Below are 25,606 nucleotides of genomic sequence, written 5' to 3'. Positions count from 1 at the left end.
TCTGTCGACAGTTCTGAAGACTATAAAGCCTGACGCGCGATGTCGGCGCGGAGGCCTTGCAAATGCGCGTTGACGCACGGCTCGAGAAGCTTCCAGCCTTCAGCAGTTGCATCGAACTTCGCGTACGCTGCGTTTTCCATCGGGATCTTCCACATGTCGTCGATCGTGAGGCCCTGCGCGAGAACTATTGCGGAGCGGACGACGGCATCGTGCGTGACGACGAGCGTCGGGACCACCGGCACAGTCGATGCGAACGATTGCCAACGTTCGGCGACTTTCTGCATCGAGTCGCCCGATGAGAACGTGATCTTGCTCGGCTCGTTCTTCCAAAGATACCAATTCTGCGGCTCGCTGCTCATGATCTCGTCGCGCAGACGCTTCTCCCAATCGCCGTGACCGATCTCGATCAGCCGGTCGTCGATCTCCACTTCTAAGCCGAGGCGATCGGCGCTGAGCTGCGCGGTTTGCGAGCAGCGAATGAGCGGGCTCGAAACGATACGTTCGATGCGCGGCTCGAACGTCGCCATCGCGTCGGCAAGAGCGCTGGCTTGGCGAATTCCGAGTTCTGAAAGCGGCGACTGTTGCCGCCCTTGATAGCGGCCTTCCTTATTCCATGTCGTCTCGCCGTGGCGCGCAACCAGGACGATCACTTAGATCTCGATCGCGTGTACGGCGCTGATACCGGGGATGGCGCGCAGCTGGACAATTGCGTCATCAGGCGCACATCGGTCGACGCCGAGAACCATGATCGCAGACCCGCCGGCATCCATCGTGCGCGAGACTTGCATCGCGGAGATGTTGACGTCTGCATTCCCGAGGATCGTGCCGACTTTTCCAATCATGCCCGGGACGTCGCGATGTTTGGTGAGCACCATCGCGCCAACCGGCGTGGCATCGATCTCGAAGCCGTCGAGGTCGACGATGCGGGGCGATGCTCCCACGACGGTTCCTGCGATCGTCGTCGAGCCGCCGATGAAGCGCAGCGTTGACGCGTACGCGCCGCGGCGCGGGCCAGTGCGCGCTTCGACGCGCACGCCGAGTTCATTCGCAATCGCATCCGCATTCACGATCGTAACGCGGCGATCGGTTGTGCCTTGTAAGAGTCCCGAAAGGAACGACGTGACAAACGGTCCCGTATCAAAATTCGCCAGCTCGCCTTCCGCGATCAATGCAAACGACGGCAACGACGACGGCTGCGCGTATTGTGGATAAAAGCGGCCGATGCGGTACGCTGCTTCTAGGAACGGATGAATCCATTCGCTCTCCGGGCCGTCGAAGCTCGGCGCGTTGACGGCGCCCGCTGCCGGACTGCCGACGAGAACGCGCGCAAGATCGTGCGCCAGCTCGACGGCGATGCGTTCGAGAGCTTCAACCGTCGAACCGCCGAGGTGCGGCGTTGCGACGACCTTCGGATGTTGCTGCAATTTCTGTGCGGTTCCGCCCGCCGGCGGCGGTTCGTTTTCGAAGACATCGAGCGCAGCGCCCGCGAGCTGTTCGTTATCGAGCGCGTCGAGCAACGCGCGCTCGTCGATGACGCCGCCGCGCGCGCAGTTGATAACGTACGCATGCGGTTGCACAAGCGCAAGCTCGCGCGCAGCAATGATGCCGCGAGTCCGATCGCTGAGTGGGACGTGCAACGTCACGATGTCGGCGTGACGCAAAAGTTCTTCGAGTGAAACGAGGGAGACGTCGAATGCATCCGCCCGTGCTTGCGTGATATACGGATCGTGTCCGAGCAGGCGCATCCCGAATGCGCGGGCGCGTTGTGCCACGTTGCCGCCGATGCGTCCAAGTCCGATGATCCCAAGCGTCTTGCCGTAAAGCTCGGTGCCGACGAATGGTTTGCGATCCCAGCGGCCGGCACGCAGCGCTGCAACGGCATCCGGTGTGTGCCGCGCGAGCGAGAGCATCAGCCCGAGCGTCTGTTCGGTCGCGGCAAGCGTATTCGCACTCGGCGTGTTGAGGACGACGATGCCGGCTTGCGTTGCCGCATCGACGTCGATCGCGTCGACGCCGACGCCCGCACGCGCGACCGCGAGCAGCCGTTGACCGGCCGCCAGCAATTCGCGGTCGACCTTCGTCTCGGAGCGCACGATCAGACCGTCGGCGTTGCCGACCGCTTCGATCAGTGCGTTACGTGGCTTGCCGACGAGAGAGTCGACCTCGATCCCCGCGGCGCGTAAGACGGCAAGCCCACTCTCAGCGAACGGCTCTGCGACGACGACTCGGCGCGCGTTCTGCATGAGGCGGAGTAGTTGCACGCCACCGTCGAACGGCCTTTCTTCGTGAGGGTATGGTTGGGCGCGATTCTTACGACAATCGTGACATTTGTCGCGATGCTGATCGTCTATCACGCGCGCGCGACGTCCTACAACAACTACGTTCTTCTCGCGAGCGCGATCTTGCACGGCCACGTCTGGGTAGAGTCGCCCGGCGCATGGATCGACGCGCTCACGTATCAAGGACGACAGTACATCATCGAAGGGCCGTTTCCGGCGATCTTGCTCGTTCCGGCCGTTGCGATTTGGGGCCTAAATACGAATCAGGCACTGCTTTCGTATATCCTCACGTCGCTCGCAACGGGCGCGGCGTGGGGACTGGCCGCGCGCCTCGGCGTGCCCTGGCGTTCGCGTCTGCTGCTGGTGCTGTTCTTGTTGCTCGGAACCGATTTGTTCTTTTGCGGAATTTTCGGCGACGTGTGGTACCTCGCGCACGTCAGCGCGGTATGCTTTACGCTCTTCGCGTTGCTCGAACTGACGGGAAAGAAGCGCGCGTGGATCGTGCTTTTGTTTGCGGTGTGCGCGGCGTTCTCGCGGTTCTCACTCGTCCTTGCGATTCCGGTCTACATCTTCGTCTTGATGTACGACGGAACGCCGGAGCAGCGGCGTGCGCGCGCGACCTCGATTTTCAGCATCGGTGTCATCGCTGCAGGCCTGTGGCTTCGATACAACCGGCTGCGTTGGGGCCTCTGGTACGACATCGGCTACACCGCGTGGTTCCACCAAGACACGGCGGGACAACCGGTCGGGTCGCCGTTTTCGCTTGCGTATTTGCCGATGCAGCTCTACGCGTTTTTCTTGTATCCTCCGGTGATGTACCGCGGTTTTCCGTATCTCGGTGTGACGCAGTGGGCGACGGGATTGCCGTTTACGAGTCCGGCGCTCTTCCTCGCGTTCTTCGCGCGCCGTCCGGGCGTTTTGGTGCTGGCGCTATGGGCGGCTGCCGTGCTCGTCGCTATACCGAACTTCCTATATTACGTAGTCGGATTCACGCAATTTGGAATGCGTCACGCGCTCGACTTCGAGCCGTTTCTTTTTGCGCTGATGTGTCTTGGCTCTCGCAAGGGCGTGCGCTGGTGGGGCGCGCTCTTGTGCCTTTATTCGGTGCTGGCCGGCAGCTGGGGATTCTGGTTTTGGACAACGTTCGTTCGTCGCGCCTAGACGGTCTGCTCGAGCGTCACGGTCAGGTGCTCGCGACGCTGGTCGCGCTGCTCTTGGCGTTCGCCGCTTCACACGGGCGTTCGACGCCGTACGACAACATGGCGCGGCTCGCGCAGTCGATCTTGCACGGACACGTCTGGATCGATTGGCCCGGCGATACGAGCGACGCGGTCCTCTGGAACGCTCAGCGTTACGTGATCGAAGGCCCGATTCCGGCGCTCTTGATGATTCCGTTCGTTCTCTTGTACCATGCGGCGGCAAACCAGACGGCGCTCGCGATCCTGCTCGGTGCGGTTGCAATAAGCGCGGCGTGGGATCTTTTCCGGCGGCTTGGGGCCGGCGTGCGCGAGACCATGTGGCTGTGCGCATTTCTCTACGCCGGAACGACGCTGTGGTGGTGCTCGATGCTCGGCGACGTGTGGTTCGTCGAGCACTGCTCGGCAGTTGCGTTCACGATGCTCGCCCTGCGCGAGCTGGCTGCCGAAAAACCGAAGGCGTGGCTCGTCGCGCTCTTCGCCGCGGCCGCGATCGGCTCGCGCTCGACGATGCTCCTGGCGCTGCCGTTCTATGCGCACTTCTTGTGGCACGGAGGCTTCGTGCCCGGAACTTCCGCACCCGATTCAAGGACACGCATTGCGCGCATGCGCAGTTTCGCGCTGACGCTCGTGCCGTTCGCGGCTGCCTGGGTTTGGTACAACTTCGTTCGCTGGGGCGTCTGGTACGACATCGGTTACGTCGAGTTTTATCACCACGACGGCTGGGGGCAGACGACCGGCTCGCCCTTCCGGCTTGCGTATTTCCCGTATGAGTTCTATTCGTTTTTCTTCCAGGCGCCGGCCCTCGTTGAGTTCCGTCAGCTCGCCTGGTGGCCGTTCTTCAAGGTCGACGTCCACGGCGTCGCGCTCACCTGGAGCAGTCCGGCGCTCATCTACGCGTTTTGGGCGCGGGCGCCGCGCATGTATCTGGCCGTCGTGTGGACGACGATTGCGCTCGTCGCGCTGCCGAGTTTCCTTTATTACCTCAATGGATGGTATCAGTACGGCATGCGTCACGCGCTCGACTTCGAGCCGTTTCTGCTCGTGTTGATGGCGCTCGCGGCGCGCGCCGGACTTCCGCGCTGGGAAAAGATCTTGATCGGGTGGTCGATTGCTATGAGCGTCTGGGGCATCTGGTACTGGGACGCGTTTTACCGCACCGGTAACTGACGCAGAGCATCCCACGATTCTTGGAGCGTCGTGGCATCCGTAGCCGGCGCCGCGCAGCGCGTGCCCGAACAGATCGTGGCGAGCGGTGAATCGTCGGACGGCGTGGTGTGCACCACGGCCAGCGGATCGGGAAGACGCAGCGCCGCATCGCGCAACGACTCGGCGCGGTCGGGCGCTCCCGCGATCGTAATCGTGAGCGGCTCCTCGAGAAGCCGAAGGACGGCCGCGCCGTAGGTTGCTGCGAAAGATCCCGCGCGTTGCCATTTTCCGCCAAACGACTCCAAGATTGCACGCGCGACTTGCGTGTAGCGTTCGTCGTGAAACATCGCGCCGAGACGAAGCAAGGCATCTGCAAGCTTTGCGTTCTCATCGAGTGGTGCGTGCGCAATGCGAACGTTCCCGAGCGCGGAGGGATCGTCGCTGTCGACGAACCCTCCGTCATCGCGCCGCAGGCGCGCGATCGTGCCATCGGCGAGCGCACGCGCGCGTTCGAGATAGTCCGCGATGCCGGTTGCTGCATGGACGGACAAGAGCGCATCCAGCAACGCCACCTGATCGGTCAGCAGACCGCCGATCTGCGGCGTGCCACCGGCCGCGCGGAAGTGCATCGCGAGCCCATCGGGGGCGAGCATTTCACCGCACAACGCATCGACGGTTGCGCGCGCGTCGTCGAGCAGCGTGTCGTCGTCGAGCGCGATCGAGGCTGCGACCAGAGCGCTCGCAAGGCCCGCATTCCAATTCGTGTACACGGTGCGGTCGACGTAAGGAGCCTGGCGCTTCTCACGCGACTCAAGCGCGAGCGAAAAATACTCTTCGTCGGCATCTTGGCTTCCGCCGAAGAGCGCATTCCCAGGATTGCGTAGCGTGCCGCGTAGCCAGCGCAATGCAGAACGCAGTGTTTGCGCAAATTGCGGATTCGCCGAGACGCGATACAGATCGGCATAGAAGCGCAGCAAGCCCGCGTGATCCTCGGACATCTTTTCGAAATGGGGGATCGACCAATCGCGTGTCGTCGAGTAGCGGAAGAAACCGCCTTCGACGTGGTCGTACATTCCGCCGCGCGCCATTGCGAGCGCGGTGCGCGCGAGGATGTCGTACAGACGCTCATCAGCTTTGCCCGCGGCGCGGTCGCGGCGATAGAGTAGCAACAAATAACGCAGCGCGTCGCTTTGCGGAAATTTCGGCGCCGTTCCGAAACCGGCGAACTCCTCGTCGTAGCCTTCGACGATCGCGCTCGCGATCGTGGACGGAGCATCCGGTGCGATTTTCGTAGGCGGGTGCGCGTGCGTGTGCTTCGCCGCTTGCATCCGCCGCTCGAGATCCTCGCGGTCGTTTGCCCACATGTCCGCGACCTGTTCGAGAACCCCGACGAAGTCGTCGGGCGGAATGTAGGTCCCGCCGGTAAGAATGTCACCGCTCGGCGACAGAAATACCGTCGTCGGCCAACCGCCCATGTTGTAACGCGCATTGACATCGGGACGCTGATCGTTGTCGACGCGAATCGGAACGTAGCGCTGGCGAATCACGTCGATCACACGCGCGTCGGAATACGTCGTCTCATCCATGACGTGGCACCAGTGGCACCATACCGCCGAGATGCCGAGCAGGATCGGGCGGTTCGCCGATGCCGCGCGCTCGAAAGCTTCGCTGCCCCACTCCATCCAACCGATCTCGGAAGCGCGATTCGCGCGCGGGCTGAAATGGTGACTCATTCGTCCTCCCCCTGCGCGCCGCGCGCAAATGACGTGACGTACAGAACCGCGAGAATTACATATGCCGCAAAGACGGGGAAGACCGGCAGAATCGGAAACGCGCCGAGCACAGCAAAAATGCCGGCGAACGCCAGGCTCGCGGTTGCGAAGCGCCGGTGCGAGATCGCGGAAAGCGTGTACACTTCGGCTTCAAAATACCCAGGCTTATCGGTACGGCTACGCGCCAAACCGAGTGCCGCCCCGCCAAGCGCCAGGATGATTCCGATGAGAGCCCACATCGGGGCGTGTATTCGCCGATGCGGCGGCGAAACCGCCGGGCGTGCAACAGCGCAGTCCCGCCTATGTGGCAGTCCTGATCGCGATCGCCGTCATCGTGATCGGCCTCTTTGTCTGGCAGCCGTGGAACTCCAACGGCTCCTTGTGGGGTAAGTAGGACCATGCCCAAGAGCACCCAGCTCAAGGAGTACAACCGCAAGCGCGATTTCACGGCGACGCCGGAGCCGGCCGGCAAGGTTCGCAAGGGCCACGGCAAGCTGGTGTTCGTCATACAGAAACACGACGCGACGCGTTTGCACTACGATTTCCGTCTCGAAGCGAATGGCGTGCTCGCATCCTGGGCGGTTCCCAAGGGCCCCTCGCGCGAGATCGGCGAGAAGCGTCTCGCGATGCACGTTGAGGATCATCCCTTTGAATATCGCAAGTTCGAAGGCATCATCCCGGAGGGACATTACGGCGCCGGTCCCGTCATTATTTGGGACGAGGGGACGTACGAGCTTGCGGAAGGCGAAGATCCCGCAAAAGAAATCAAAAAAGGCAAGATCAAATTCATCCTGCACGGACACAAACTCAAAGGCGAATTCACGCTCGTAAAAATACGTGCGCGCGCTGGTGAAAGCGGCGAGCCGTGGCTGCTGATCAAGGATAAAGATCGTTACGTCGATCCAAAATGGAGTGTCGACGACCAGCCGAAAAGCGTCATCAGCCACAAAACGATCGAGCAAATTGCTCACAGCCCCTCTGTGAAGAAGTGGATAAGTCCACCTAAAAAAGGCAAGTCACAACGTCCTCTTAAGCCAGTTAAACTTCCCATAATATCCGGAATCCAGCTGGCGACCGCGGTCGACGAGCCATTTGACAACGACGAATGGCTCTTCGAGATCAAGTGGGACGGATTTCGCGCCTTGGCGACGATCGAAGCGGACGGCACCGTCAAACTGACGTCGCGAAACGCCAAGGATCTCTTGAGTAAGTTCCCCGAGCTTGAGGATATTGGACACGCATTTCGCTCGCTGCCGATCATCGTCGACGGTGAAATCGTAGCGCTCGATGACAAAGGCCGCGCGTCATTTCAGCGACTGCAAAATCGCATCGAAAGCATTCGTGGACCGCGCCGGCCGGCGGGCGGGGGCGAGATCGCATACGCGGCCTTCGACGTGCTCTTTGCCGACGGACGCGACCTCCGCGCGCTTCCGCTCGAAGAGCGCAAGAAGATTCTCGAAGGTTTGATCGTCGACGGACACCGCGTAATCTATTCGAAGCACGTGATCGGCGAAGGCGAGAAGCTCTTTGCGCTTGCAGAGAAGCGCGGGCTCGAAGGCATCATGGCCAAGCGCCGCGACTCGGAATACGAATCGGGGCGCCGCACGCGCACGTGGCTGAAGATCAAGACGCAAAAGCGTCAGGAGTTCGTGATCGGCGGATATACCGAACCGCGCGGCAGCCGTTCAGGATTCGGTGCCTTGATCGTGGGCTATTACGCAAAAGGGAAGCTGATCTACGCCGGACATGTCGGGACCGGATTCGATGCGAAGATGCTTGCGTCGCTGCACAAACGTTTGGTGAAGCTCGAACGAAAGACGTGTCCGTTTGCAACGGCGCCGCCGAAATCCGCGGCACCCGCGCACTGGGTTTCGCCGGAGCTCCTCTGCGAAGTTCGCTTTACGGAATGGACGGATGAAGGGAGTCTGCGTCATCCTGCATTCATGGGCTTGCGCGAAGACAAAGATGCAAAGGCCGTTGTGCGTGAGCCCGAGATTCCGCGCGGAGAGGTCGCATAGCCAGCGTCAAGACCGCGCTCGCGGTCGACGGCCGCACGCTTGCGGTTACCAATCTGGACAAAGTGATCTTTCCAAAAGACAAGATCACGAAGGGTCAGCTGATCGCGTACTATCGCGCGGTCGCGCCCTATATTCTGCCGTACACGAAAGGCCGACCGCTGACGCTCGAACGTTATCCGAACGGCGTTGACAAGCCCGGATGGTGGGAGAAGCAGATTCCCAAAGGTCTTCCGGATTGGGTTCCAACCGTCCACGTGCAAGCCGAGTACGGACGCACCGGTAAGGTCGAGTTCATGTTATGCAACGATGAAGCGACGCTTGCGTACGTTGCGAATCTCGCCGCGATCACGCTGCACGTTTGGACGTCGCGCGAACCCAAACTCGATCACCCGGATTTTCTCTTGGTCGATCTCGATCGCGGCGACGATTGTACGCTGGCTACACTGTGCAGCGTCGCGCTGCTCTTTCGCGACACCGTCGAGTCGATCGGCCTGCGGGCGCTGGTAAAGACGACGGGCGGTAGCGGTCTGCACGTCATCGTCCCGCTCGAACCCCGCTATGACTACGAGATCATCAAGGGTTTCTCGGAGCTGCTCGGACGCCGCATCCACGAACAGGCCCCGGAGACGACAACGCTCGAAAGGTCGGTGCGCAGACGTCCTTCCGGTACGGTCTATCTCGACTATGTCCAGGTCGGCCGGGGAAAGACGCTGGTGCCGCCGTTCGCGGTGCGAGCACGGGATGGGGCTCCGGTCTCGTTCCCGCTGACTTGGCCGCAGGTCGAGAAGCTTCGCAAGAAGCGCGTCCCGGATCCATCAAAAGAATGGGAACGTTGGAATCTCGAAACGGTGCCGGCGCTCCTCCGGAAAGACGGCGACGCCTGGAAGGGACAATGGCGCGGACAGCGCCTGGAACGGGCGCTTCAAAAAGCACGCAAGCTCTGGGGGTAAACGGTGGCACACGCAATTTGGTCGGGCGCTATAAATTTCGGGCTCGTCACGATCCCGGTGAAGCTCTTCACCGCCGTGCGCTCGCGCTCGAGCGATATTAGCTTCAACTTCATCCACAAGAAAGATGATTCGCGCATTCGCTATCGCACGTTTTGCGAACGCGAAGACAAAGAAGTCCCCCGCAGCGAGATTGTGCGCGGCTACGAGTACGAAAAGGGCGAGTGGGTGACGTTCAGTGATGACGAGCTCAAGCGTCTGGACGCCGAGAACACGCAATCCGTCGACATCGTGCAATTCTGCGATCTCGACGAGATTAACCCAATGTTCTTCGACACGCCGTACTATCTCGAACCGGAGAAGAAAGGAAGCCACGCCTACGCGCTCTTGCGCGATGCGCTGCGCGACGCGAACAAAGTCGGCATCGCGAAAGTCGTGCTGCGCAATCGCGAGCATCTGGCGGCCGTCAAGCCGAACGGCGATGCCCTCGTCCTCGAGCTGATGCACTTCAACGAGGAGCTCGTCGACCAATCGGACTTCGCATTTCCTCCCCTCAAAGCCGAGGTTCCGGCGACTGAGATGAAGGTCGCGAAACTGCTGATCGACACGATGACCTCGGAATTCAAGCCGGAAGTCTTCGAGGACACGTATCGTGAGAAATTGTTGGCGCTCGTCGAAGCGCGCGCCAAGGGCAAGGCGATTCCCGCGTCGCGCGCCAAAGCCCCCGAAGCAACGAACGTCGTCAACCTCATGGACGTACTGCAGCGCAGCATCGAGGAATCGAAAAAGGGCCGCGGTGCCTCGATTGCACGCAAGAAGAACGGCGCCAAGAAAACGCGCAAGCGTTCGGCAGCGTAGCCAATCAGCGAGTGGTCTAACTTTTACGTGATGATGGGCTCGTCGGCCGCCGCGCTGACGGGCTTAATGTTCGTCGTCATCACGCTTGTTACGGACTCGATTCGAAGCAGGCCAAGACCCGAAGATGGCCTATCGACATTTAGTACGCCGACCGTCTACCATTTTTGCGCGGCGCTCCTCATCTCTGGAATCGCGCTCGCGCCATGGCACTCGTTGTGGGTTCCCGGGATTGCAATCGCATTGCTCGGGCTCGTGGGTACGGTCTACATCGCTCGCATCGCGTTGAGGACGTGGGGCCTCACGTCGTATCGCGCGGAAATCGACGACTGGATTTTCTACTCAATCCTACCGTGCGTTGCGTACGTGGTGACTCTCGTATCCGGATTGCTCCTGGCGCATTTCACGAGAATCGTACTGTTCGCGCTTGCGGGCGCAACGTTTCTTCTCGTCTTCATCGGCATACGTAACGCGTGGGATGTCGTGACGTATCTTGCAATACGACCCGATCCCGAGCCGGACGAAGAATCTACGTCGGCGTCGGGATCGGAATCGGCGAAGGCGTAGGGTTGGGAAGAACGCCAACGGGACTCTGAAAACCGATGAGTGCGTTTGGGTAGACGGCGACGCTCTGAGGCGCGACCACCGACCCGATCGTCACCGGCGAGGAGAACGAAGGCGCGGCGAATTCCTTAATACCGCCGCTCGAGTTCGTTGCGAAAACATTGCCGAGCGAATCGGTTGCGACACCGGCTGAGCTGAAACCCGAAATCGATCCGACTTGCGTCCCCGCGGGATTGATCTCCACGACGGTCGGGCTTCCCGCCACGAACCAGATGTCGCCGTGCAATGGATCGATGGCGACTCCGTTGGTTACCGTCGAGCCGGGTCCGTAGAGTGTCGTTAACGAGCTGGAACCCGATGGGTACGAACCGACGGAATATTGCGTGGTCGAATAGTTGTAGTAGCTCACGTAGAGCGTTCCGTTGCTATTGTTGAAGGCGATGCCTTGTGGATCCAGATTCGGATTCGACGAGTAGGTGAACGCGCTGGTTGTGAAGTTCGGTGTGCTCTGCGGCGACGGCGCGCTGTACTGGACGACGCCGAACGGAGAGCCGTTACCGACGTAGGCGTCTCTGGACGAATCAAATCCGATCGAATACGGCTCTGAAAGAGTCCCGACCGCATCATTTTCCGAGGGCGCCGAGGCCGGCTGCGCGCTGAATTCGAGGATCTTGTTGTTGCCGTAATCGGCTCCCCAGACGTTTCCGTTGATATCGGTCGCGAGATTCAGCGGCGAATAACCGGTGTTGTACACGTTGTACTGCGGCGTCGTGTTCCCGTCGAAGTAAACGTAAATTGAGGTCGTTCCCGGCGGTGACGGCACGCTGGCCGAAACGAACAGTTCGCTGTGCGCGATCGTGATCGGGAACGTTATCGTGGCGGACAGGGTCGTGTTGGGGATCGTTACGGAGAATTGAGGCGCAACGGTTCCGGCTTGTACGACTTGCAAGCTGCCGACGGTTGTCGTCACAGGCGCCAATTGCAGCGTGTAGAGGCCCGAACCGCCGCTTGTCGTCACTGTTGTCGTCAATGTGCCGGCGGTATTGTTCACCGGCGTGACGGTTGGTGCGCCGGCGCCGATGATCACGTTGTGATCGGCATCGAGAAACTCAAAGGAGATAGCTTGTGGTCCCGGACCGTAGACCGTGACCATGTCGCTGCTATTGGCTGAGATGTATCCCGAAACGAGCTCGACCGGCTGGAGATATGACGGTATTCCGCCCAGCGTTAGGCTGATCGTATCGCCGGGCGTGACTTGCTGCGGCAGATTCGAAATCGAAAGCAAGTTTCCCGAGCACGCCGGAGAGCCGCCCGGCGCGCACGTAACGGTTTGCTGCGCATCATACGTCGCGACGACGATCGTGTACGATCCCGCGGTTGCGATGGACGCGTTGACGACAACCGTGCATAACACGCCGCCTGCGCCGGTCGTGCAGCCGCTCGCGCCGTTCGCCGTTGTCGCCGTAACGTTGACGTAATTCGTACCTTGCACGATCTGCGTCGAACCATCGAAGATTTGCACGACGATCGACTGCACTGATGGTGAGACGAATTTCGCGCGTCGCACCGCGCTCGCCGAGCTGCTTGATGCTGACGGAATCTTAACCTTTACGGTATACTGCGCGTGCTTGCTCGACGTGTTGCTGCCGGCGCCAACGTGTGAGCCCGACGAGCCGCCACCGCCGCACCCTGCGAAAACCGAACCAGCGACGAGAAAAACTCCAGCGATATGTAACGCGCGCATGTGCGACCTCCGAATGGGAAGGCGTTCACACTATTTCATGCGTGGTTGTCTGACCTGTCTACGAATGTGTGCGCTAGGCCGCAATCGGACGGCATGTCGCGCACGGTTCGAGACCCATTGCCAACGCCTCATCAACGCTGTGCAGCTCGACATGTTCCGGATTGTGATCCGCGATCAAATCCGGTCCGCAGGTCGGCAAGCAGAAGCAATTGTCTTGCGGTTGACCGATGTAGCGAATCCCGCGCTTCGCGAGCTCCTCGATTTCATGCACGTGCAAGCCCTCGTGTTCGAGCAATTCCCGTTTCTTTGCGGAGCCGAAAACGTATTCGCCCGTAGCGTAGTCACTGCGCACGACGCGATGGCAAGGAATCAAGAGCGGCACAGGATTGTTCGCGAGTGCACTGCCGACGGCACGCACTGCGCGCGGATTATCCAGCTCGCGTGCGACCCACGCATACGGACGGGCATGGCCGCTCGGAATCTCTTGCGCTTTGTGCAAGACGGCTGCTTCGAAAGGCGTGCAGTCACGCAAGTCGATGTCGAGCTTCACGTCTTCACCGGCGAGCGCGCGCCGCACATCCTCAACGATCGACGGAATGTTTTCAGCCGGGAGCGCGCGGCGCGTGAAGCGCTTGCGGAACCAGCGTTCGAAGGCCTCCGTACCATCGGCCTGTCGAACGGCGGAGACCCCGCGCGGATTCCAAGCAACGTACACGGGACCGATTACGCTTTCGAGGGTCGTGTAACGATCCGCGAGTCCCAGCCGGTCGAGTGTCGCCGATGTAAACTCAGGCGATGCCGTGCACTGCGTGTTCGCGCGAAAGTCGTCGAGACACTGACGAAGACGTTCCGTCATGATTGTTCCTCCAGGAAAGCGCGGACGCTCATCAGCCCGCGATGCGCGTTCGCCTTGACCGTTCCGACGGGTTGCGAGAGCGCATCCGCGATCTCGTCGTATGAAAGTTCTTCCACATAGCGCAACACGAAGGCGTCACGCAGCTTCGGCGAGAGTTGCGCGACCGCGCCTCCGATGTATTGCCAATCCTCACGAATCTCGGCTTGGGATTCCGGAGTCGGCTTCGGATCGGCGATCGGCCGTGGACTGCCGTCGTCGCGTTCGAGCCCGACGGTGCGCAAGCGTTTACCGCGAACCGCGTTACGAATGAGATTGAGTGTGATCGCATATAACCACGAACGTAAACGTAGCTTGCGAATTCGCGGACGATCGTATGTCCGCAGCGCGCGGTACGCGCGAACGAAGACGTCTTGCGCGAGCTCTTCCGCGCGCTGACGGTCGCCGAGCGCACGGGCCGCGACGCTCACGATGCGATCCTGATACGTGCGCACGACTTGTTCGAACGCCAGGTCGACGTCGTCGGCGAGCGCGTGAGCAAGCAACTCGCCGACTTCGTCGACTGAGGTTACCGGTTCGAAACTCGAAAGCGCAGCCGTCATCGTTAGCGGAGCATGCGGCGTTCGACGTCGTCAGTCCAGACTTGGACGTCTTGCGTGCGCGGGGATCCTGGACGTGCTAGTTGGAGTAAGATCACGATAAAAGTCACGAAAATCGCAACATCGAGAAGGTTGACCATCGGGGTGTTCCTTGTGTGGACGGGTTGAATGCGTAGGAAACACGAGCCGAGGCCATCGCGTTGCATCGCCGGCTAGGGCGACGTTACATACCACTCGATCCCGAAACGGTCGTCGAACGCGCCGAAACGGCCGCCCCAAAACGCGTCTGCGAACGGCATTTTAACCTTGCCTCCGGCCGAAAGTGATTCGAAGATACGCTCGCCGTCGGTGCGACCGTCGGCCTCGATGCACAGCGTTATGTTACCGGCTTCCGGATCGATGGTTTTGCCGCCCATCCCGTCGGAGGCCATGAATGTCAGATCGCCCGAGGTAAACGTCGCGTGCATCGCCTTACCTTTGAAATCAGGCGTAACTTGATCGGCCATCGGCCCTTCGTCGTTCTTGGAGAGCTCGTAGTCGCCGCCGAGCACGGTCTTGTAGAACTCGAGCGCTTCTTCGCAGCGTCCGTAGAAGAAAACGTACGGCACCAGCTTCATTCGTATGGACTCCCTTACTCTGCGTCGTGAAAAATGATTCCGAGAGCGTATCTGCGCCCGCTCCTGATCCGGCTGACGCCGTGCCGCACGATTGTGCGGTACGTGCCATTCTTCCCCTGAACGGGCCGATAGCGATTCGCGAAGATTAACATCGAGCCCAGCTCGGGGACGATCACCTCGGGACGCGACTGTAAGCGCGGACGTTGCTCGACGAGGACGGACTCACCGCCCGTGAAATCTTTGCCCGGACGGCTAAGGAAGACCGTTGCCTGAAACGGGAACGCGATCTCGCCATATAGATCTTGGTGCAGCGCGTTCCAATCGCCCGTTTCGTACGCGAGCAAGAGAGCCGTCGGACGCGTCTGGCCGCGAGCAGCGCACAAATCGAAGAGCGCTTGCTGCGAATCCGGAAAGCGGTCCGGCAACTTTAACGCTGCCATCCATCGATTTGCGATCGGCGCGAGGCGCGTGTACAGCTCCTCTCGCAGCGATTGAATCAGTTCCGGTAGCGGATACCGGAAATAGCGATACTGTCCGCGTCCGAATCCATGTGCTTCCATGTGCACCCGGCTGCGAAAGAGATCGTCGCTCGTATACATGGCGGCCACGTCGTTGCATGTAGATGCGTCGATGACGTCCGGCACGAGGATGTACCCGTCGGTGAAAAGCGCTCGCTCGAGCTCGCTCCAATCGAGCTCAGAAACGCGGTGCTGCATAGAGCCGGCCAACACCGTTCACTCCGCGCGCGTTGCGTTGGCAATGGGTGTCGCTGCGAGTTGCGCTCGAATCCCGAGCGCAAGTGCTATCGCGACGAACGACGCCGAGATCGCAGCAGGCCCGGCGGTTCCGACGGTCCCGAGCACGCCCGTCGAGATCGGCGGCATGAAGATGCCCGCTGAGGCTTCGAGCGATGCCGCGCTGCCCAGGATCGTTCCGCGCATGTTTGCCGGTGCGCCCTCGGTGAGGAGTGCCGGAATCGTCGCATTGACATGCGACATACCGAACGAGAAGGTCGCAACCAGTAGCGCGGCTCCCCACAAATTGTGCATGAACGGCGCGAAGCCGAATGCGATGATCAACGAGGCGAATCCGGCGTTGGACATCATACGGTTGCCGAGCGTGTCGGTGAGCCGGCCGACGACGAAGATTTGCATGATGACGCTGAACACGCCGAAGACGGAGAACATCCGCGAGGTGTCGCCGGGGCCGAAGTGGAGTTGTGCGCCGACAATCAATGCGAACACGCTGAACCACCCGTAGAGGCCCATCGAGTTGAACAAATCTTGAACCAAGACCGGCGCGACGCGCGGATCCTTCAGCGAGCGCACGATCTCGGGGAACGTAGCCGGCGTCGTCTCTTCAGTTTTTGATAGCGACTCCGGTAAAAAGATGATCGTCGCGATCAGCGTCACGATCTGCAATGCGGCCGCTGCGTAAAACGGTGCCGAGAATCCATAGCGGTCGACGAGAAATCCGCCGATTGCCGGGCCAAAAATCAGCCCGCCGCTAAAAGTTGCCCCGATATAGCCAAAAGCGCGCCCACGTTTTTCCGGCTCGACGAGATCGGCGACGTAAGCTTTCGTGACGCTGATGTTCCCGCCGGAGATTCCCTCGACGATGCGCGCGACAAAGACCCAGATGATCGTCGGCGCCCATCCGAGCATTCCCCAACCGATTGCCGCGCCGACCTGGCTGATGATCAACACCTTCTTGCGTCCGATGCGGTCGCTGAGATTGCCCCAAAGCGGACTGCCGATGAATTGCGTCAGCGCAAAGGCAGTGAAGAGAAAGCCGACGACGACGTCGCCGACGCCGAAGTGCTTCACGAAATACGGCAGCAGTGGAATGAGGATCGAGAAGCCGAGGATATCGATGAACGTGATTCCGAGAATCGGCGCCAGCCGAACGAGCACTAGAAAATTCCCGAGTCGACGTGTGTACGATCGATGATGCCGGGCAGACAGCGGATGTTCAGTGCACCGACACCCGCGCCGTCAAGCGCCGGTAGGCGCTGAACGACGTCGAGAAAGCGGCGGCTTTCACCCGGATCGACGCGGTCTTCGGTCAGCGTCGCAAACTTTGCAAGGTACTCTTCGCGTGCGAACGGCTTCGCGCCATTCGGGTGCGCGTCCGCGACGAGCAGTTGGTCTTCGACCACGCGGCCATCGTCGAGCGTGATCTCGGCACGAGCGCCGAATGCTTTGCGTCGTGGATCGGCGATGTGGTAGCGTTCGGTCCACTCCGGATCCTCGACCGTTTCGATCGAACGCCACAAGCGTAGCGTCGACGGCTCACTTGCGCGCTGCGGCGTATACGAGTCGACGTGATGCCACTTGCCGTCTTCGAGAGCCACCGCGAAGATATAGGGCGCGCTGTGATCGAGTGTTTCACGGCTGGCCTGCGGATCGTATTTTTGCGGATCGTTGGAGCCGCTGCCGATCACGACGTGCGTATGATTGCTGGTACGCAAGATGACCTTTGCGACTCGCCCGACGTCACCGATACGCTTACGCATGCGTAGCGCGAGGTCGATCAGCGCTTGCGCCTGATATTCAGCGGAGTGTGCCTTCGTGAACGTCTCCAGAATCCCACGGCGTGGTTCATCGTCGTCGGGAAGCTCGATCTCGTAGCGCGCGTCGTTACCGTCGAGCATCCAGGCAATGATGCCGTCTTCGCCTTCGTAGATCGGCGACGGTGACGTCTCGCCGCGCATTGCGCGATCGACGGCTTCGATCGCCATCTTTCCGGCGAAGGCCGGCGCGTAGGCTTTCCAGGAGCTGATCTCGCCTTTCCGTGACTGCCGCGTCGTGGTCGTTACGTGCAGCGCGTGACCGATCGCGTGAAAGATAACGTCGGGCGAAAGCTGCAGTAGCGTCCCGATGCCGGCAGCGGTTGCCGGCGCAAGGTGTGCGATGTGATCGATCTTGTGACGGTGCAGCGATATTGCGCGAATGAGCGCGACGTCGATCTCGTAAGCCGTGAGAATCCCGCGCACCAAGTCATCGCCGCCGCGGCGCATTTGTTGCGCGACGGCGATGATGGCTGGAATCGCGTCGCCGGGATGTCCCATCTCCGCCGCGAGATACGTGTCGTGAAAATCGAGCTCGCGGGTTGCGACGCCGTTTGCCCACGCCGCCCACTCGCACTCGTAGCGGCGATCGCCGGCGCCCCAGATTGTCGCACCGCCTTCACGTGGATGCGCGAAGGCTTGCGCGCGTGCGCTAGCAACCGGATGCCGATCGATCGCGGCGATCGAAACGGCGACGTCGTCGATGATGCGGTCGACAACGGTGCCAACCGCGCCCGTATCGAGCTTTGGACGGGCGGTCGCGATGAGCGCGAGACGGTATGCAAGCTGCTGCCGCAACGGCAACCGCTCGCGTGAAGGATGGACTCGGATGGTGTAGCGGCGCACTGCGCCCTTAGTTTGCGACGCGGGGTTGGGCTTCTACTGGTGTGATCTGAAGACGGACGCGTTCGTTTTTCCGAAGGACGTCGAGCGCGGTCGATTCCCCGAGCGGAATCTCGGTGAGAATTCGGTGCAGGCTGTCGATCCCGGCCGTGCGCCGGCCCGCGAGCGCAAGCACGACGTCGCCGTCCTGCAAACCGGCTTTCGCGCCCGGACTTTGCCGCTCGACGGAATGGACGACCACGCCGCGCGGATCATCGAGCTCGAGCAGCCGCTCGAGATAACGCGGCAGCTTCAGATCGGCGCCGGCAATGCCCAGGTAACCGCGCCGCACGCGACCGTCGCGTATCAAGAGCGCGCTGACCTGTTTGGCGGTGTTGATCGCCGTTGCAAAACAGATGCCTTGCGCCCACGCGATGATCGCCGTGTTGACCCCGATGACATGTCCTTGTGCGTCGACGAGCGGACCGCCCGAATTTCCCGGATTGAGCGCCGCGTCGGTTTGAATGACATTGTCGATCAAGTGCCCCGACTGCGAGCGGAGCGAGCGTCCCAGCGCGCTGACCACACCGGCGGTCACGGTTGTCTGCAAGCCATATGGATTGCCGAGCGCAACGACGAGCTGCCCGGGTCGAATTGTCGCGGAGTCGCCAAGCGTCGCGTGTGCAAGATCGTTGCCCGCGATGCGAATGACTGCGAGATCGGTCGCAGGATCGTCACCGATCAGCTGCGCTTCGTAGCGATGGCCGTCGATCGTCGCAACAGCAAGTTGTTTTGCATCGTGAACGACGTGGCTGTTGGTCAGCGCGAAGCCATCCGGAGTGATGACGAAGCCGGATCCGGAGCCGGAACGGCCGCCTCCGGTTGTGACGTCGATGCCGACCACCGATGGGCTGGCGATATCGACCGCATGCGTGACGGTCTCGGAATAAGGGTCGTTGATTTGAAGAACGGTAGGCACGTTGGGATGCTGAAAACCGCGCAGCGGACGCGAAGGTTTCAGCTTGCCTCACCGCGCAACGCGTCCATGTGTTAGTCAACGCACCGGAACGCTTACGCGAGCTGATGCAAACGACGCCGCTGATCTGGGCGCCGGGTGTTTTCGACGGTTACTCTGCTCGCATCGCCAACGCCGAAGGCTTTCCCGCACTCTACATGACGGGAGCAGGCACTGCCGGCAGCCGGCTCGGCCACGCCGATCTCGGTCTGACTACGATGACCGAAATGATCGAGAACGCGCGCATGATTGCGGGCGTGATCGACGTGCCGCTGATCGCCGACGCCGACACTGGGTTCGGCGGCTCGATCAATGTTGCTCGGGCCGTGCATCTATATGAGCAAGCCGGGGTTGCCGCGATTCACATCGAGGATCAGACGTTTCCGAAGCGCTGCGGTCACCTCGAGGGCAAATCCGTTTGCTCGCTCGACGAGTGGCATGCGCGCATTCATGCTGCGACGCGCGAACGCTACAATAAAGATTTCGTGATCATCGCGCGCACCGATGCGAATGCCGTCAACGGTTTTGACGACGCGCTCAATCGGATCAAGATCGGATTTTCTGCCGGCGCCGATGTCGGATTTCTGGAAGCGCCGACCAGCATGGAGCAAATCGATCGCATCATAAATGAAGCACCGGGGCCGATGCTGCTCAACGTCGTTGCCAACGGCAAGACGCCGATGCTGACGGTCGATCAGGTGCGCGATCTCGGATTCAAATTCGCGATTTGGCCCGGCGCTCTCAACCGCGCGGCGATCGCTGCGATGCAAGCCGCGGTTCGCGAATTCAAGAAGACCGGAACCGACGAACACACGTCCGTCGGGTTGGGACCGACCGAGATTTTCGAGATTCTCGGACTTTCCGAGACGCTCGCCATCGACACGCGCGCGCAACAACGATAGAACACTCCGGACGTTACCGCGCACTGGCCATCATGACGGCCGCCCAAATCGGCGGCGCCGTCGTGCAGCAAGGTTACGGTTCGCTCGCGCCGTTCATCGTTGAATACTTCCGCATCAACAAAGCAGCGCTTGGCGCATCCTTCACGCTGATCATGCTCGGCTCGGCGTTCACGGTTGCGCTCGGCGGCATGGCGGTCGATCGCTTCGGCGAGCGCACCATGACGATCTTCGCGGGCGTCGGCATATTCCTCACGCTCACGATGGCGGCGCTGATGTCCACGTACGGCGCAATGATCGCATGGCTGTTCATCATGGGCTTGACGTACGGCGCGATGACGCCCGCGGGTGGACGCGCAATCCTCACCTGGTTCACCCGCGATCGCGGTTTCGCAATGAGCATTCGTCAGATGGGCGTACCGATCGGTGCGATGGTCGGTGGAGTCATGCTGCCGCTGCTTGCAACGCACTGGAACTATCGCGCCGCCCTTTTCGGCGGCGCAATTTTAGCGCTCGTGCTAACGGCCGGTGCGGCGACGCTCTATCACGACGCATCGGAAGATGCGTTTCCGGCACCGCGCTTCCATCAAGTTTTTGGCGGTATTCGTTCGATCGTGCTCGATCCGCGCATGTTGTGTCTTGCGACGACGTGCGCGCTGCTCGCAATCGCGCAGCAGACCATGGTCGGATTTCTGGCGCTCACCGCAGTAAATCGCGCGCACGTGTCGATCACGCTTGCCGCCGGTGTCTTTATCGTTGCGCAAGCAGCGTCGATGATGGGGCGGCTCGTGTGGGGACGCGCGAGCGACGTCATCTTCGGCGGTGATCGCGTCATGCCGATCGCGCTTTCGTGCGGCCTGCTGGTTTTTGCAGCCGCAGGTTTGGCGATCACGGCACCGGGCGCGACGCTCGTGCTGTTCGCGAGTGCGCTGCTCTATGGGTTCACCGGAGCGGGTTGGAACGGACTCTTTGCGGCCGCAATGGCGGAGATCGGCGGCGCGCGCCTTGCGGGCAGCGCAATCGGGATCGGACTGACGGCCGTTTTTTTCGCGGGCGCAGCCGGGCCGCTCGCATTCGGCGCATTTGCGGATGCGTACGGACTCTCGTCAGCATGGTGGCTGATCGCCGTGCTGGCAGCAATCGGTGTTTTTCCCGCAGTGCTTGCACGCCGCGCGTTTGCGGCGGCCGAGCTGCGCGAGCGAGCCTCACTGGGCTAAAGGCGGACGGGTTAAGCCCGGCTAACTACGGGCGGCTGTCCGTGCCCAGATGGCGGAATTGGTAGACGCGCAGGTTTCAGGTACCTGTGGCCGCGAGGTCGTGGGGGTTCGAGTCCCTTTCTGGGCACCAAACGTCCAAGCGTTCGCTGTGACCCATATTTTGATTTTCGACGTCGAAAATTTGGGACAGGCGAGCACCGGAAAAAATTCCGGGACAGCGCCTAGGTCGGCTGTTGGCGTCGGTGCGGATCCGACGCAATGGGGACATCGATCGCAAAGCGACGAGTCCTTCACAAATGCCGACAAGCAATTTGGACGATTTGATACGCGAGATGAGTACGAAGCGCAAATGCTTCCGGAAAGAATTCGCTTAATTCACGACGTCTTGAGTAAGAACGATCGAAAACTGATCGTCTGCTACGGGAAGGCGAGCCGGCGAGTCTTCGAGCGGATTTTCGAGGACGCTAAATGGCGTGACGCCGGAAAGGACCGCGTCGCGGATTTCAATGGGGCTAGGATTGTTTTAACCGATCACTTTAGTACGCGCCGATTCTCTATTAAAGGTATGCAAGAGCTTGCTGAAGCCGCACTTGCACCTCCCGCCGGGGCGTGCCCAGCGGAGACCAGCGCCTCGCCCGCATGGAACGTGCGCTCGACTCGCTCAGCAATAGCGTCGTTTAGAAGCACCACGGTCTCCCGGCCGAGCGTTACGGCAAGCGCCTGTTTCATTGGTCCATCTGGTTTTTTTTGAGGATAGACAGCAACCGCTCCGCTTGCTAGAATCTTAAATATGCGGGTGGAGCCTAATGCCTTCACCGTTTTTGTGGAGAGGGTGTTAACGCATGTCTTCGATCGCTTTTGCCTTGCCCGTCGCGAGCGGCAAGAACGGCGCCGATGCGCGGAAGTTCGTTGAAGCACTACTGCATGACGAGTCCGGCCACTTCAAGCGGCGGATGTTGGCTCGCGGCTATAAACGATTTCAGGTATTCCACCAGCAATGGCCTGTCGAGCTGTTCGTCGTTTACGCAGAGTCCGACGATATCCATACCACCTTGAAGGGGCACGACGAAGACGACGACTTCGAGAAGTGGTTCGATAAGCAATACGAAGAGCTCACCGGGCACCATCCGGAAAGAGTCGCAGCTCACATCTCGGAACTCGTCATGGACTGGCATCCGACAAAGGGCGGTTCCAAAACGCACCACCATTAGTGCGAGCGCCTCTCGACCGGGATGAGATGTTCGTCGACGCCCTGATAGCGAAGGCGAAGAGCGATCGTCTACCGGAGCTTTTCGCGGCTCCCCACCCGGAGGCTTTGTACGTGCGGCGCCGCGCGGGGATCGTCGTAGTTGCGCTGCGGCAAGGGCATCTCGACCAGACCCAGTTGGCAACCATCCGGCGTTACCGGCTGGCGAACCGGCTGATGTACGGCGAGGTCGATTCGGCGTTGGTCGGTCAGCACGGCGTCGAGTGCGAATGGTGGTGCCCCGGTGGGAGCGATGACGTTCACATTCTGGCCGCGTCCGCGGAGTCAGGGGAGTTGGTGGGCTACCTCGTCTTGTCTTTTCTCGGGAGCGCAAACTCCGAGATGACATTGCGAACCGAGGCGCGGCCACGCTTCTCCGCCGAAGACGTGTTCGGGTGGCGCGTCTTTCATGGCGTTCCTGGGCTGGCCGACCAGCCGCTGACGAGGGTCGCTGAACTCATGCGCTTCATGCGCACCAATTGGCTCGGGATGCTGAACCCGCTGGCGATTCGCGGGCCAGTCGAGGTGGGTGTCGCGCTCTATTATCTCATGACTGGCCCTTTGGCGGCGGACACGTTCGCTTTGGTCGCTGACGTCACAGAATACAAAGCGCAGCGCAACCTCGATTTCTTCGACTTTCCGACGCTCGCGCTAAGAGACGCGCAGCCGATCGACAATAGGCTTCTTTCTTATCCTCGCTGCACGGAGGACGCATATCCGATCGTCATGCTGACGAGTGCTTTTCCGAAGACTGCCAAGCGAGTCGCAACGATCGAAGCCGCACTGAGCCTGGCCGGAGCAGAGGGTATGCGGACGTTGATTGATCTCCGAAAAAAGAACCGGTAGGGTCAGTTCACTCTCGCGAAGGTACCAAGACCGAATTATGGGATGCCTTGTAGGCGATTGCTAAATCCGGGCTACGCTCATAGGGATTGCAAATTCTGGTCCGGAGCCCCAAGCGTTATTGAGCAATCGTTTAACGCGGTCGCGGTGATGCGCCAGTTCGACGGAACGATAATGCCCGCCAGAGCCGTCAGCACGACAATCGGTTCAACCGTCAGCGGGCCGCCACGACTCCATCCAAGATCGCACCCGGCATCGGGCCGAACCGGTTGGGCCCCGACGAGCTGGGCGTACAAAACCAGATCAACAGAACGATGTTGCCGACTAGCGGGACAAAGATCAGTAGCAGCCACCAGCCGCTGCGGTTGGTGTCGTGCAAGCGACGGACCGCGACGGCGAGGTATGGCATCAGGAACACGAGCGAGATGGCCCAGAAGAGCGCATCGCGTTCAAACAACGCATGATCGAGGAGGCTTGCGAGGCCGAACACGATCGTCCCAAAGAGCACGAACCACCAGTATTCGGTGCCGCCGGCGCGTCCGCTGAACATGAGCCAGCGCGCGAAGGCGCTCCTGATCGCTTGCGGCAGGGTCATGAGCAGCGCTCCTTCCAGACGAATTTAGGCGGCACGCACCGGGCGTGCATCGATCATGTCGTTGGTACGAAGACGCGGCAGCCTGTGTTTCGACATTCCTTGCCCGCCAGCGGGCCTAAACGGAAGCACTTCGACTTTTCACCCCGATTGGGCAAAACGCGGCCGATAAACCCGCGGTCTATTTCCGAGATAGGTGCGCGATCATGGCTGTTGGACACGAGGCCGTCTCATGGGACGGCGTCGAGCACATGGAGACGAAGTAACTCTATACGGTCCGTCGTGTAAAGAGGCGCAGAATGTACAACAGAACGATTCCGCCGACGAATGCGACGAGCACGCTGTAGAGGTTGAAGCCGGTCACGCCGGCGTGACCGAACAAGTTGAAGATCCATCCGCCGATGAACGCGCCGATGATTCCGATGATGATGTCGCCGATAATCCCGCCGGGTCCCTCACCCGGAACGACCCATCTTGCCAAAATGCCGGCGATAAGCCCGACGATTAGCCATGCGAGAATGCTCATAAAGCTAACTCCATTTGAAAACGGCTCCAAAATAGTTGTCCAGGTAAGGCTATAACCAAACACGATCCGGGCATAGTGTCCATGAAATGGCAGTTAAGAAGAAGTCAAGGAAAGCCGCAAAGCGCGCAAAACCAACATTAAAGCGCGCACTCGGGTCTGCAAAGAAAACAACGCGAACCGTTCGCAAAGTCAGCCGCGCGGCGAAAGAGGTCAGCGCAATGGTCGAAGCCGGCGCTGCCGCTCTCGAAGTCGCGCTCGACAATCCCCGAAAATTGAAGAAGTCAGCCGCGAAAAAGCGTAAGCGCTAGCTAAAGCGGTCGAGTATCGCGCGACCCGGCGCACCGACCTGGGCTTTCCAGGCGGTGATCGCGTCGGCGGCAGCAACGGCTGCGCGTTTGCGCAGCGCCGGTGAAACGTCGCCGACGATCGTGACGTTGTTGGCGCGCATCGTTTCTTCGTTGCGCGCAAGTCGCGTTTCGATCGCCGTCCACTGCCGCATCTGCGTGTGTGAGGCGGCCCCATCGACGGCGGCTCGCAGGTTGGGTTCGAGCGCGTCGTAGAGCCCTTTGTTCATCGTCGCAAAGCTGAGCGGGAACGCGTACTCAAGCTTGGTGTAGACCGGGAAGTATTCCCAGAGCTTCCGGCCCGCGCCGCCGTCGCCGGACGAAAGCACGGCATCGATCGCGCCACTTTTGAGCAGCGGCATGGCTTCGCCGAACGTTAGCGATTGCGCGTGCGCACCGAGCGCGTTCATAACAGTGGTGCTGGTCGCGTCGTAGGTGCGGATGTGCAGCTGCGCGACGTCGCTCGGTTCGCGGACCGGAATCTTTGCCCAAATCCCCGACGGCGGCCACGGGCTGACGTAGAGCAACCGATGACCGAGTCGCGTGAACGTCGCCTCATACGTAGGGCGCGCGATCTCGTAGAGTCGCCGCGCATCGGCCGTCGACGTCGTCAAGAACGGCAGCGACGAGAGCAAGAAAATCGGATCGGTTGCGCCCACGACGCCGCCGAACACATCGCCGGCTTGCAAGCTGCCAGCGCCGATCGCGGCAATCGCCTGTGACGCTTTGACACCGCTGCCGTCGAAGGCCGGCGAAACCGTTAACTCGTTGCGGCTCGCACGCGCAAGCTCTTCCGTAAACGCGACGATGCCCGCGCCCGACATCGAATCGCGTGGATAGTCGGTGGCCATCGACCAGCTGACTTGCGCGAACGACTTCGCTCGCGTCGCGAAGATCGCGGCGAGCGAAGCGATAACGGTAGCCCGTTTCACGGCCTCAG

Annotated in this window: 27 protein-coding genes and 1 tRNA gene; 13 read left to right on the top strand and 15 right to left on the bottom strand. The window is 60.8% G+C overall.

The annotated features are described in order from the left end of the window. Window positions 1-20: 20 nt before the first annotated feature. Both VGG22_08650 and serA read right to left on the bottom strand, forming a co-directional pair. Entirely contained in the window at window positions 21-650 is a 630-nt protein-coding gene (locus VGG22_08650) for a histidine phosphatase family protein (GenBank protein ID HEY1728426.1), read from the bottom strand. Beyond that, window positions 651-2,261 carry a phosphoglycerate dehydrogenase gene (serA, locus tag VGG22_08645; GenBank protein ID HEY1728425.1) on the bottom strand — a complete coding sequence of 537 codons (1,611 nt, stop codon included), beginning with the start codon at window positions 2,259-2,261 and terminating at the stop codon, window positions 651-653. Between the two features lie 24 nt (window positions 2,262-2,285). Between serA and VGG22_08640 the strand changes: the two genes are divergently transcribed. Together VGG22_08640 and VGG22_08635 are read left to right on the top strand one after the other, a co-directional pair. Next, window positions 2,286-3,440, top strand: coding sequence for a hypothetical protein (locus VGG22_08640; protein HEY1728424.1), 1,155 nt, complete (start codon window positions 2,286-2,288; stop codon window positions 3,438-3,440). Continuing rightward, window positions 3,356-4,645, top strand: coding sequence for a hypothetical protein (locus VGG22_08635; GenBank protein HEY1728423.1), 1,290 nt, complete (start codon window positions 3,356-3,358; stop codon window positions 4,643-4,645). The genes VGG22_08640 and VGG22_08635 overlap by 85 nt, the downstream gene beginning before the upstream one ends. On the opposite strand, the gene VGG22_08630 is transcribed toward VGG22_08635, so the two are convergent. Together VGG22_08630 and VGG22_08625 are read right to left on the bottom strand one after the other, a co-directional pair. Beyond that, window positions 4,627-6,357 (bottom strand): DUF255 domain-containing protein, encoded by a 1,731-nt coding sequence (locus VGG22_08630; protein ID HEY1728422.1) that lies wholly within the window; start codon window positions 6,355-6,357, stop codon window positions 4,627-4,629. The two genes, VGG22_08635 and VGG22_08630, sit on opposite strands and share 19 nt — an antisense overlap. After that, the gene (locus VGG22_08625) at window positions 6,354-6,635 is read right to left on the bottom strand and encodes a hypothetical protein (GenBank protein ID HEY1728421.1); all 282 of its coding nucleotides are present in this window, start codon (window positions 6,633-6,635) and stop codon (window positions 6,354-6,356) included. The genes VGG22_08630 and VGG22_08625 overlap by 4 nt, the downstream gene beginning before the upstream one ends. Before the next feature lie 159 nt (window positions 6,636-6,794). Here VGG22_08625 and ligD (VGG22_08620) point away from each other — a divergent pair, with 159 nt between their 5' ends. Genes ligD (VGG22_08620) through VGG22_08605 form a run of 4 tightly spaced genes read left to right on the top strand, consistent with a single transcriptional unit; the run spans window position 6,795 to window position 10,783 of the window. Beyond that, the gene (gene ligD, locus VGG22_08620) at window positions 6,795-8,414 is read left to right on the top strand and encodes a non-homologous end-joining DNA ligase (protein ID HEY1728420.1); all 1,620 of its coding nucleotides are present in this window, start codon (window positions 6,795-6,797) and stop codon (window positions 8,412-8,414) included. Next, window positions 8,411-9,364: a non-homologous end-joining DNA ligase gene (gene ligD / locus VGG22_08615; protein HEY1728419.1), complete on the top strand. Its 954-nt coding sequence runs from the start codon at window positions 8,411-8,413 to the stop codon at window positions 9,362-9,364. Before ligD (VGG22_08620) ends, ligD (VGG22_08615) begins: the two co-directional genes overlap by 4 nt. A gap of 3 nt (window positions 9,365-9,367) precedes the next feature. Next, entirely contained in the window at window positions 9,368-10,219 is an 852-nt protein-coding gene (locus VGG22_08610) for a Ku protein (protein ID HEY1728418.1), read from the top strand. 30 nt (window positions 10,220-10,249) lie between these two features. Continuing rightward, window positions 10,250-10,783 (top strand): hypothetical protein, encoded by a 534-nt coding sequence (locus VGG22_08605; protein HEY1728417.1) that lies wholly within the window; start codon window positions 10,250-10,252, stop codon window positions 10,781-10,783. Here VGG22_08605 and VGG22_08600 read toward each other — a convergent pair. From VGG22_08600 to VGG22_08565, 8 genes are all read right to left on the bottom strand, one after another. Beyond that, on the bottom strand, window positions 10,746-12,524 hold the full coding sequence (locus tag VGG22_08600) for a hypothetical protein (GenBank protein HEY1728416.1): 1,779 nt from the start codon (window positions 12,522-12,524) through the stop codon (window positions 10,746-10,748). The genes VGG22_08605 and VGG22_08600 overlap by 38 nt on opposite strands. 73 nt (window positions 12,525-12,597) lie before the next feature. Continuing rightward, complete coding sequence (locus VGG22_08595) at window positions 12,598-13,380, bottom strand: methylated-DNA--[protein]-cysteine S-methyltransferase (protein ID HEY1728415.1); 783 nt, start codon at window positions 13,378-13,380, stop codon at window positions 12,598-12,600. Beyond that, the gene (locus VGG22_08590) at window positions 13,377-13,979 is read right to left on the bottom strand and encodes an RNA polymerase sigma factor (protein ID HEY1728414.1); all 603 of its coding nucleotides are present in this window, start codon (window positions 13,977-13,979) and stop codon (window positions 13,377-13,379) included. Before VGG22_08590 ends, VGG22_08595 begins: the two co-directional genes overlap by 4 nt. A 209-nt stretch (window positions 13,980-14,188) precedes the next feature. Beyond that, entirely contained in the window at window positions 14,189-14,593 is a 405-nt protein-coding gene (locus VGG22_08585) for a VOC family protein (GenBank protein HEY1728413.1), read from the bottom strand. 14 nt (window positions 14,594-14,607) lie between these two features. Next, a complete protein-coding gene (locus VGG22_08580) occupies window positions 14,608-15,309 on the bottom strand; it encodes a 2OG-Fe(II) oxygenase (protein ID HEY1728412.1) in 702 nt (233 codons plus the stop codon). Window positions 15,310-15,327: 18 nt separating this feature from the next. Then, entirely contained in the window at window positions 15,328-16,506 is a 1,179-nt protein-coding gene (locus VGG22_08575) for an MFS transporter (GenBank protein HEY1728411.1), read from the bottom strand. Next, a complete protein-coding gene (locus VGG22_08570) occupies window positions 16,506-18,008 on the bottom strand; it encodes an MmgE/PrpD family protein (GenBank protein ID HEY1728410.1) in 1,503 nt (500 codons plus the stop codon). Before VGG22_08570 ends, VGG22_08575 begins: the two co-directional genes overlap by 1 nt. A 7-nt stretch (window positions 18,009-18,015) precedes the next feature. Then, complete coding sequence (locus VGG22_08565) at window positions 18,016-18,963, bottom strand: trypsin-like peptidase domain-containing protein (protein ID HEY1728409.1); 948 nt, start codon at window positions 18,961-18,963, stop codon at window positions 18,016-18,018. 68 nt (window positions 18,964-19,031) lie between these two features. On the opposite strand from VGG22_08565, the gene VGG22_08560 reads away from it, so the two are divergent. From VGG22_08560 to VGG22_08535, 6 genes are all read left to right on the top strand, one after another. After that, entirely contained in the window at window positions 19,032-19,901 is an 870-nt protein-coding gene (locus tag VGG22_08560) for an oxaloacetate decarboxylase (protein ID HEY1728408.1), read from the top strand. A 32-nt stretch (window positions 19,902-19,933) separates the two neighbouring features. After that, complete coding sequence (locus VGG22_08555) at window positions 19,934-21,115, top strand: MFS transporter (protein HEY1728407.1); 1,182 nt, start codon at window positions 19,934-19,936, stop codon at window positions 21,113-21,115. 43 nt (window positions 21,116-21,158) lie between these two features. Continuing rightward, window positions 21,159-21,245 (top strand) — tRNA-Leu (locus VGG22_08550). Window positions 21,246-21,275: 30 nt separating this feature from the next. Further along, window positions 21,276-21,866: a hypothetical protein gene (locus tag VGG22_08545; protein HEY1728406.1), complete on the top strand. Its 591-nt coding sequence runs from the start codon at window positions 21,276-21,278 to the stop codon at window positions 21,864-21,866. Between the two features lie 91 nt (window positions 21,867-21,957). Continuing rightward, the gene (locus tag VGG22_08540) at window positions 21,958-22,326 is read left to right on the top strand and encodes a hypothetical protein (GenBank protein ID HEY1728405.1); all 369 of its coding nucleotides are present in this window, start codon (window positions 21,958-21,960) and stop codon (window positions 22,324-22,326) included. Further along, a complete protein-coding gene (locus tag VGG22_08535; protein ID HEY1728404.1) occupies window positions 22,326-23,207 on the top strand; it encodes a hypothetical protein in 882 nt (293 codons plus the stop codon). The genes VGG22_08540 and VGG22_08535 overlap by 1 nt, the downstream gene beginning before the upstream one ends. Window positions 23,208-23,418: 211 nt before the next feature. On the opposite strand, the gene VGG22_08530 is transcribed toward VGG22_08535, so the two are convergent. Beyond that, entirely contained in the window at window positions 23,419-23,799 is a 381-nt protein-coding gene (locus VGG22_08530) for a DUF805 domain-containing protein (GenBank protein ID HEY1728403.1), read from the bottom strand. Between the two features lie 265 nt (window positions 23,800-24,064). Continuing rightward, entirely contained in the window at window positions 24,065-24,322 is a 258-nt protein-coding gene (locus tag VGG22_08525) for a GlsB/YeaQ/YmgE family stress response membrane protein (protein ID HEY1728402.1), read from the bottom strand. A gap of 86 nt (window positions 24,323-24,408) precedes the next feature. On the opposite strand from VGG22_08525, the gene VGG22_08520 reads away from it, so the two are divergent. Further along, window positions 24,409-24,630, top strand: coding sequence for a hypothetical protein (locus tag VGG22_08520; protein ID HEY1728401.1), 222 nt, complete (start codon window positions 24,409-24,411; stop codon window positions 24,628-24,630). On the opposite strand, the gene dctP is transcribed toward VGG22_08520, so the two are convergent. After that, window positions 24,627-25,598, bottom strand: a complete 972-nt coding sequence (gene dctP, locus VGG22_08515; protein HEY1728400.1) for a TRAP transporter substrate-binding protein DctP — start codon at window positions 25,596-25,598, stop codon at window positions 24,627-24,629. The two genes, VGG22_08520 and dctP, sit on opposite strands and share 4 nt — an antisense overlap. Between the last annotated feature and the right edge of the window lie 8 nt (window positions 25,599-25,606).

This window comes from Candidatus Baltobacteraceae bacterium, assembly GCA_036489885.1.
GTDB lineage: Bacteria > Vulcanimicrobiota > Vulcanimicrobiia > Vulcanimicrobiales > Vulcanimicrobiaceae > JAFAMS01.
This window is presented reverse-complemented; position numbering and strand designations above follow the sequence as displayed.

Bases quoted from the DNA above. Each gene is read 5' to 3' on its own strand.
- VGG22_08630 (HEY1728422.1), bottom strand. From the start codon at position 6,357: ATGAGTCACCATTTCAGCCCGCGCGCGAATCGCGCTTCCGAGATCGGT.
- VGG22_08625 (HEY1728421.1), bottom strand. From the start codon at position 6,635: ATGTGGGCTCTCATCGGAATCATCCTGGCGCTTGGCGGGGCGGCACTC.
- ligD (HEY1728420.1), top strand. From the start codon at position 6,795: ATGCCCAAGAGCACCCAGCTCAAGGAGTACAACCGCAAGCGCGATTTC.
- VGG22_08605 (HEY1728417.1), top strand. From the start codon at position 10,250: ATGATGGGCTCGTCGGCCGCCGCGCTGACGGGCTTAATGTTCGTCGTC.
- VGG22_08600 (HEY1728416.1), bottom strand. From the start codon at position 12,524: ATGCGCGCGTTACATATCGCTGGAGTTTTTCTCGTCGCTGGTTCGGTT.
- VGG22_08595 (HEY1728415.1), bottom strand. From the start codon at position 13,380: ATGACGGAACGTCTTCGTCAGTGTCTCGACGACTTTCGCGCGAACACG.
- VGG22_08590 (HEY1728414.1), bottom strand. From the start codon at position 13,979: ATGACGGCTGCGCTTTCGAGTTTCGAACCGGTAACCTCAGTCGACGAA.
- VGG22_08585 (HEY1728413.1), bottom strand. From the start codon at position 14,593: ATGAAGCTGGTGCCGTACGTTTTCTTCTACGGACGCTGCGAAGAAGCG.
- VGG22_08580 (HEY1728412.1), bottom strand. From the start codon at position 15,309: ATGCAGCACCGCGTTTCTGAGCTCGATTGGAGCGAGCTCGAGCGAGCG.
- VGG22_08555 (HEY1728407.1), top strand. From the start codon at position 19,934: ATGACGGCCGCCCAAATCGGCGGCGCCGTCGTGCAGCAAGGTTACGGT.
- VGG22_08540 (HEY1728405.1), top strand. From the start codon at position 21,958: ATGTCTTCGATCGCTTTTGCCTTGCCCGTCGCGAGCGGCAAGAACGGC.
- VGG22_08530 (HEY1728403.1), bottom strand. From the start codon at position 23,799: ATGACCCTGCCGCAAGCGATCAGGAGCGCCTTCGCGCGCTGGCTCATG.
- VGG22_08525 (HEY1728402.1), bottom strand. From the start codon at position 24,322: ATGAGCATTCTCGCATGGCTAATCGTCGGGCTTATCGCCGGCATTTTG.
- VGG22_08520 (HEY1728401.1), top strand. From the start codon at position 24,409: ATGGCAGTTAAGAAGAAGTCAAGGAAAGCCGCAAAGCGCGCAAAACCA.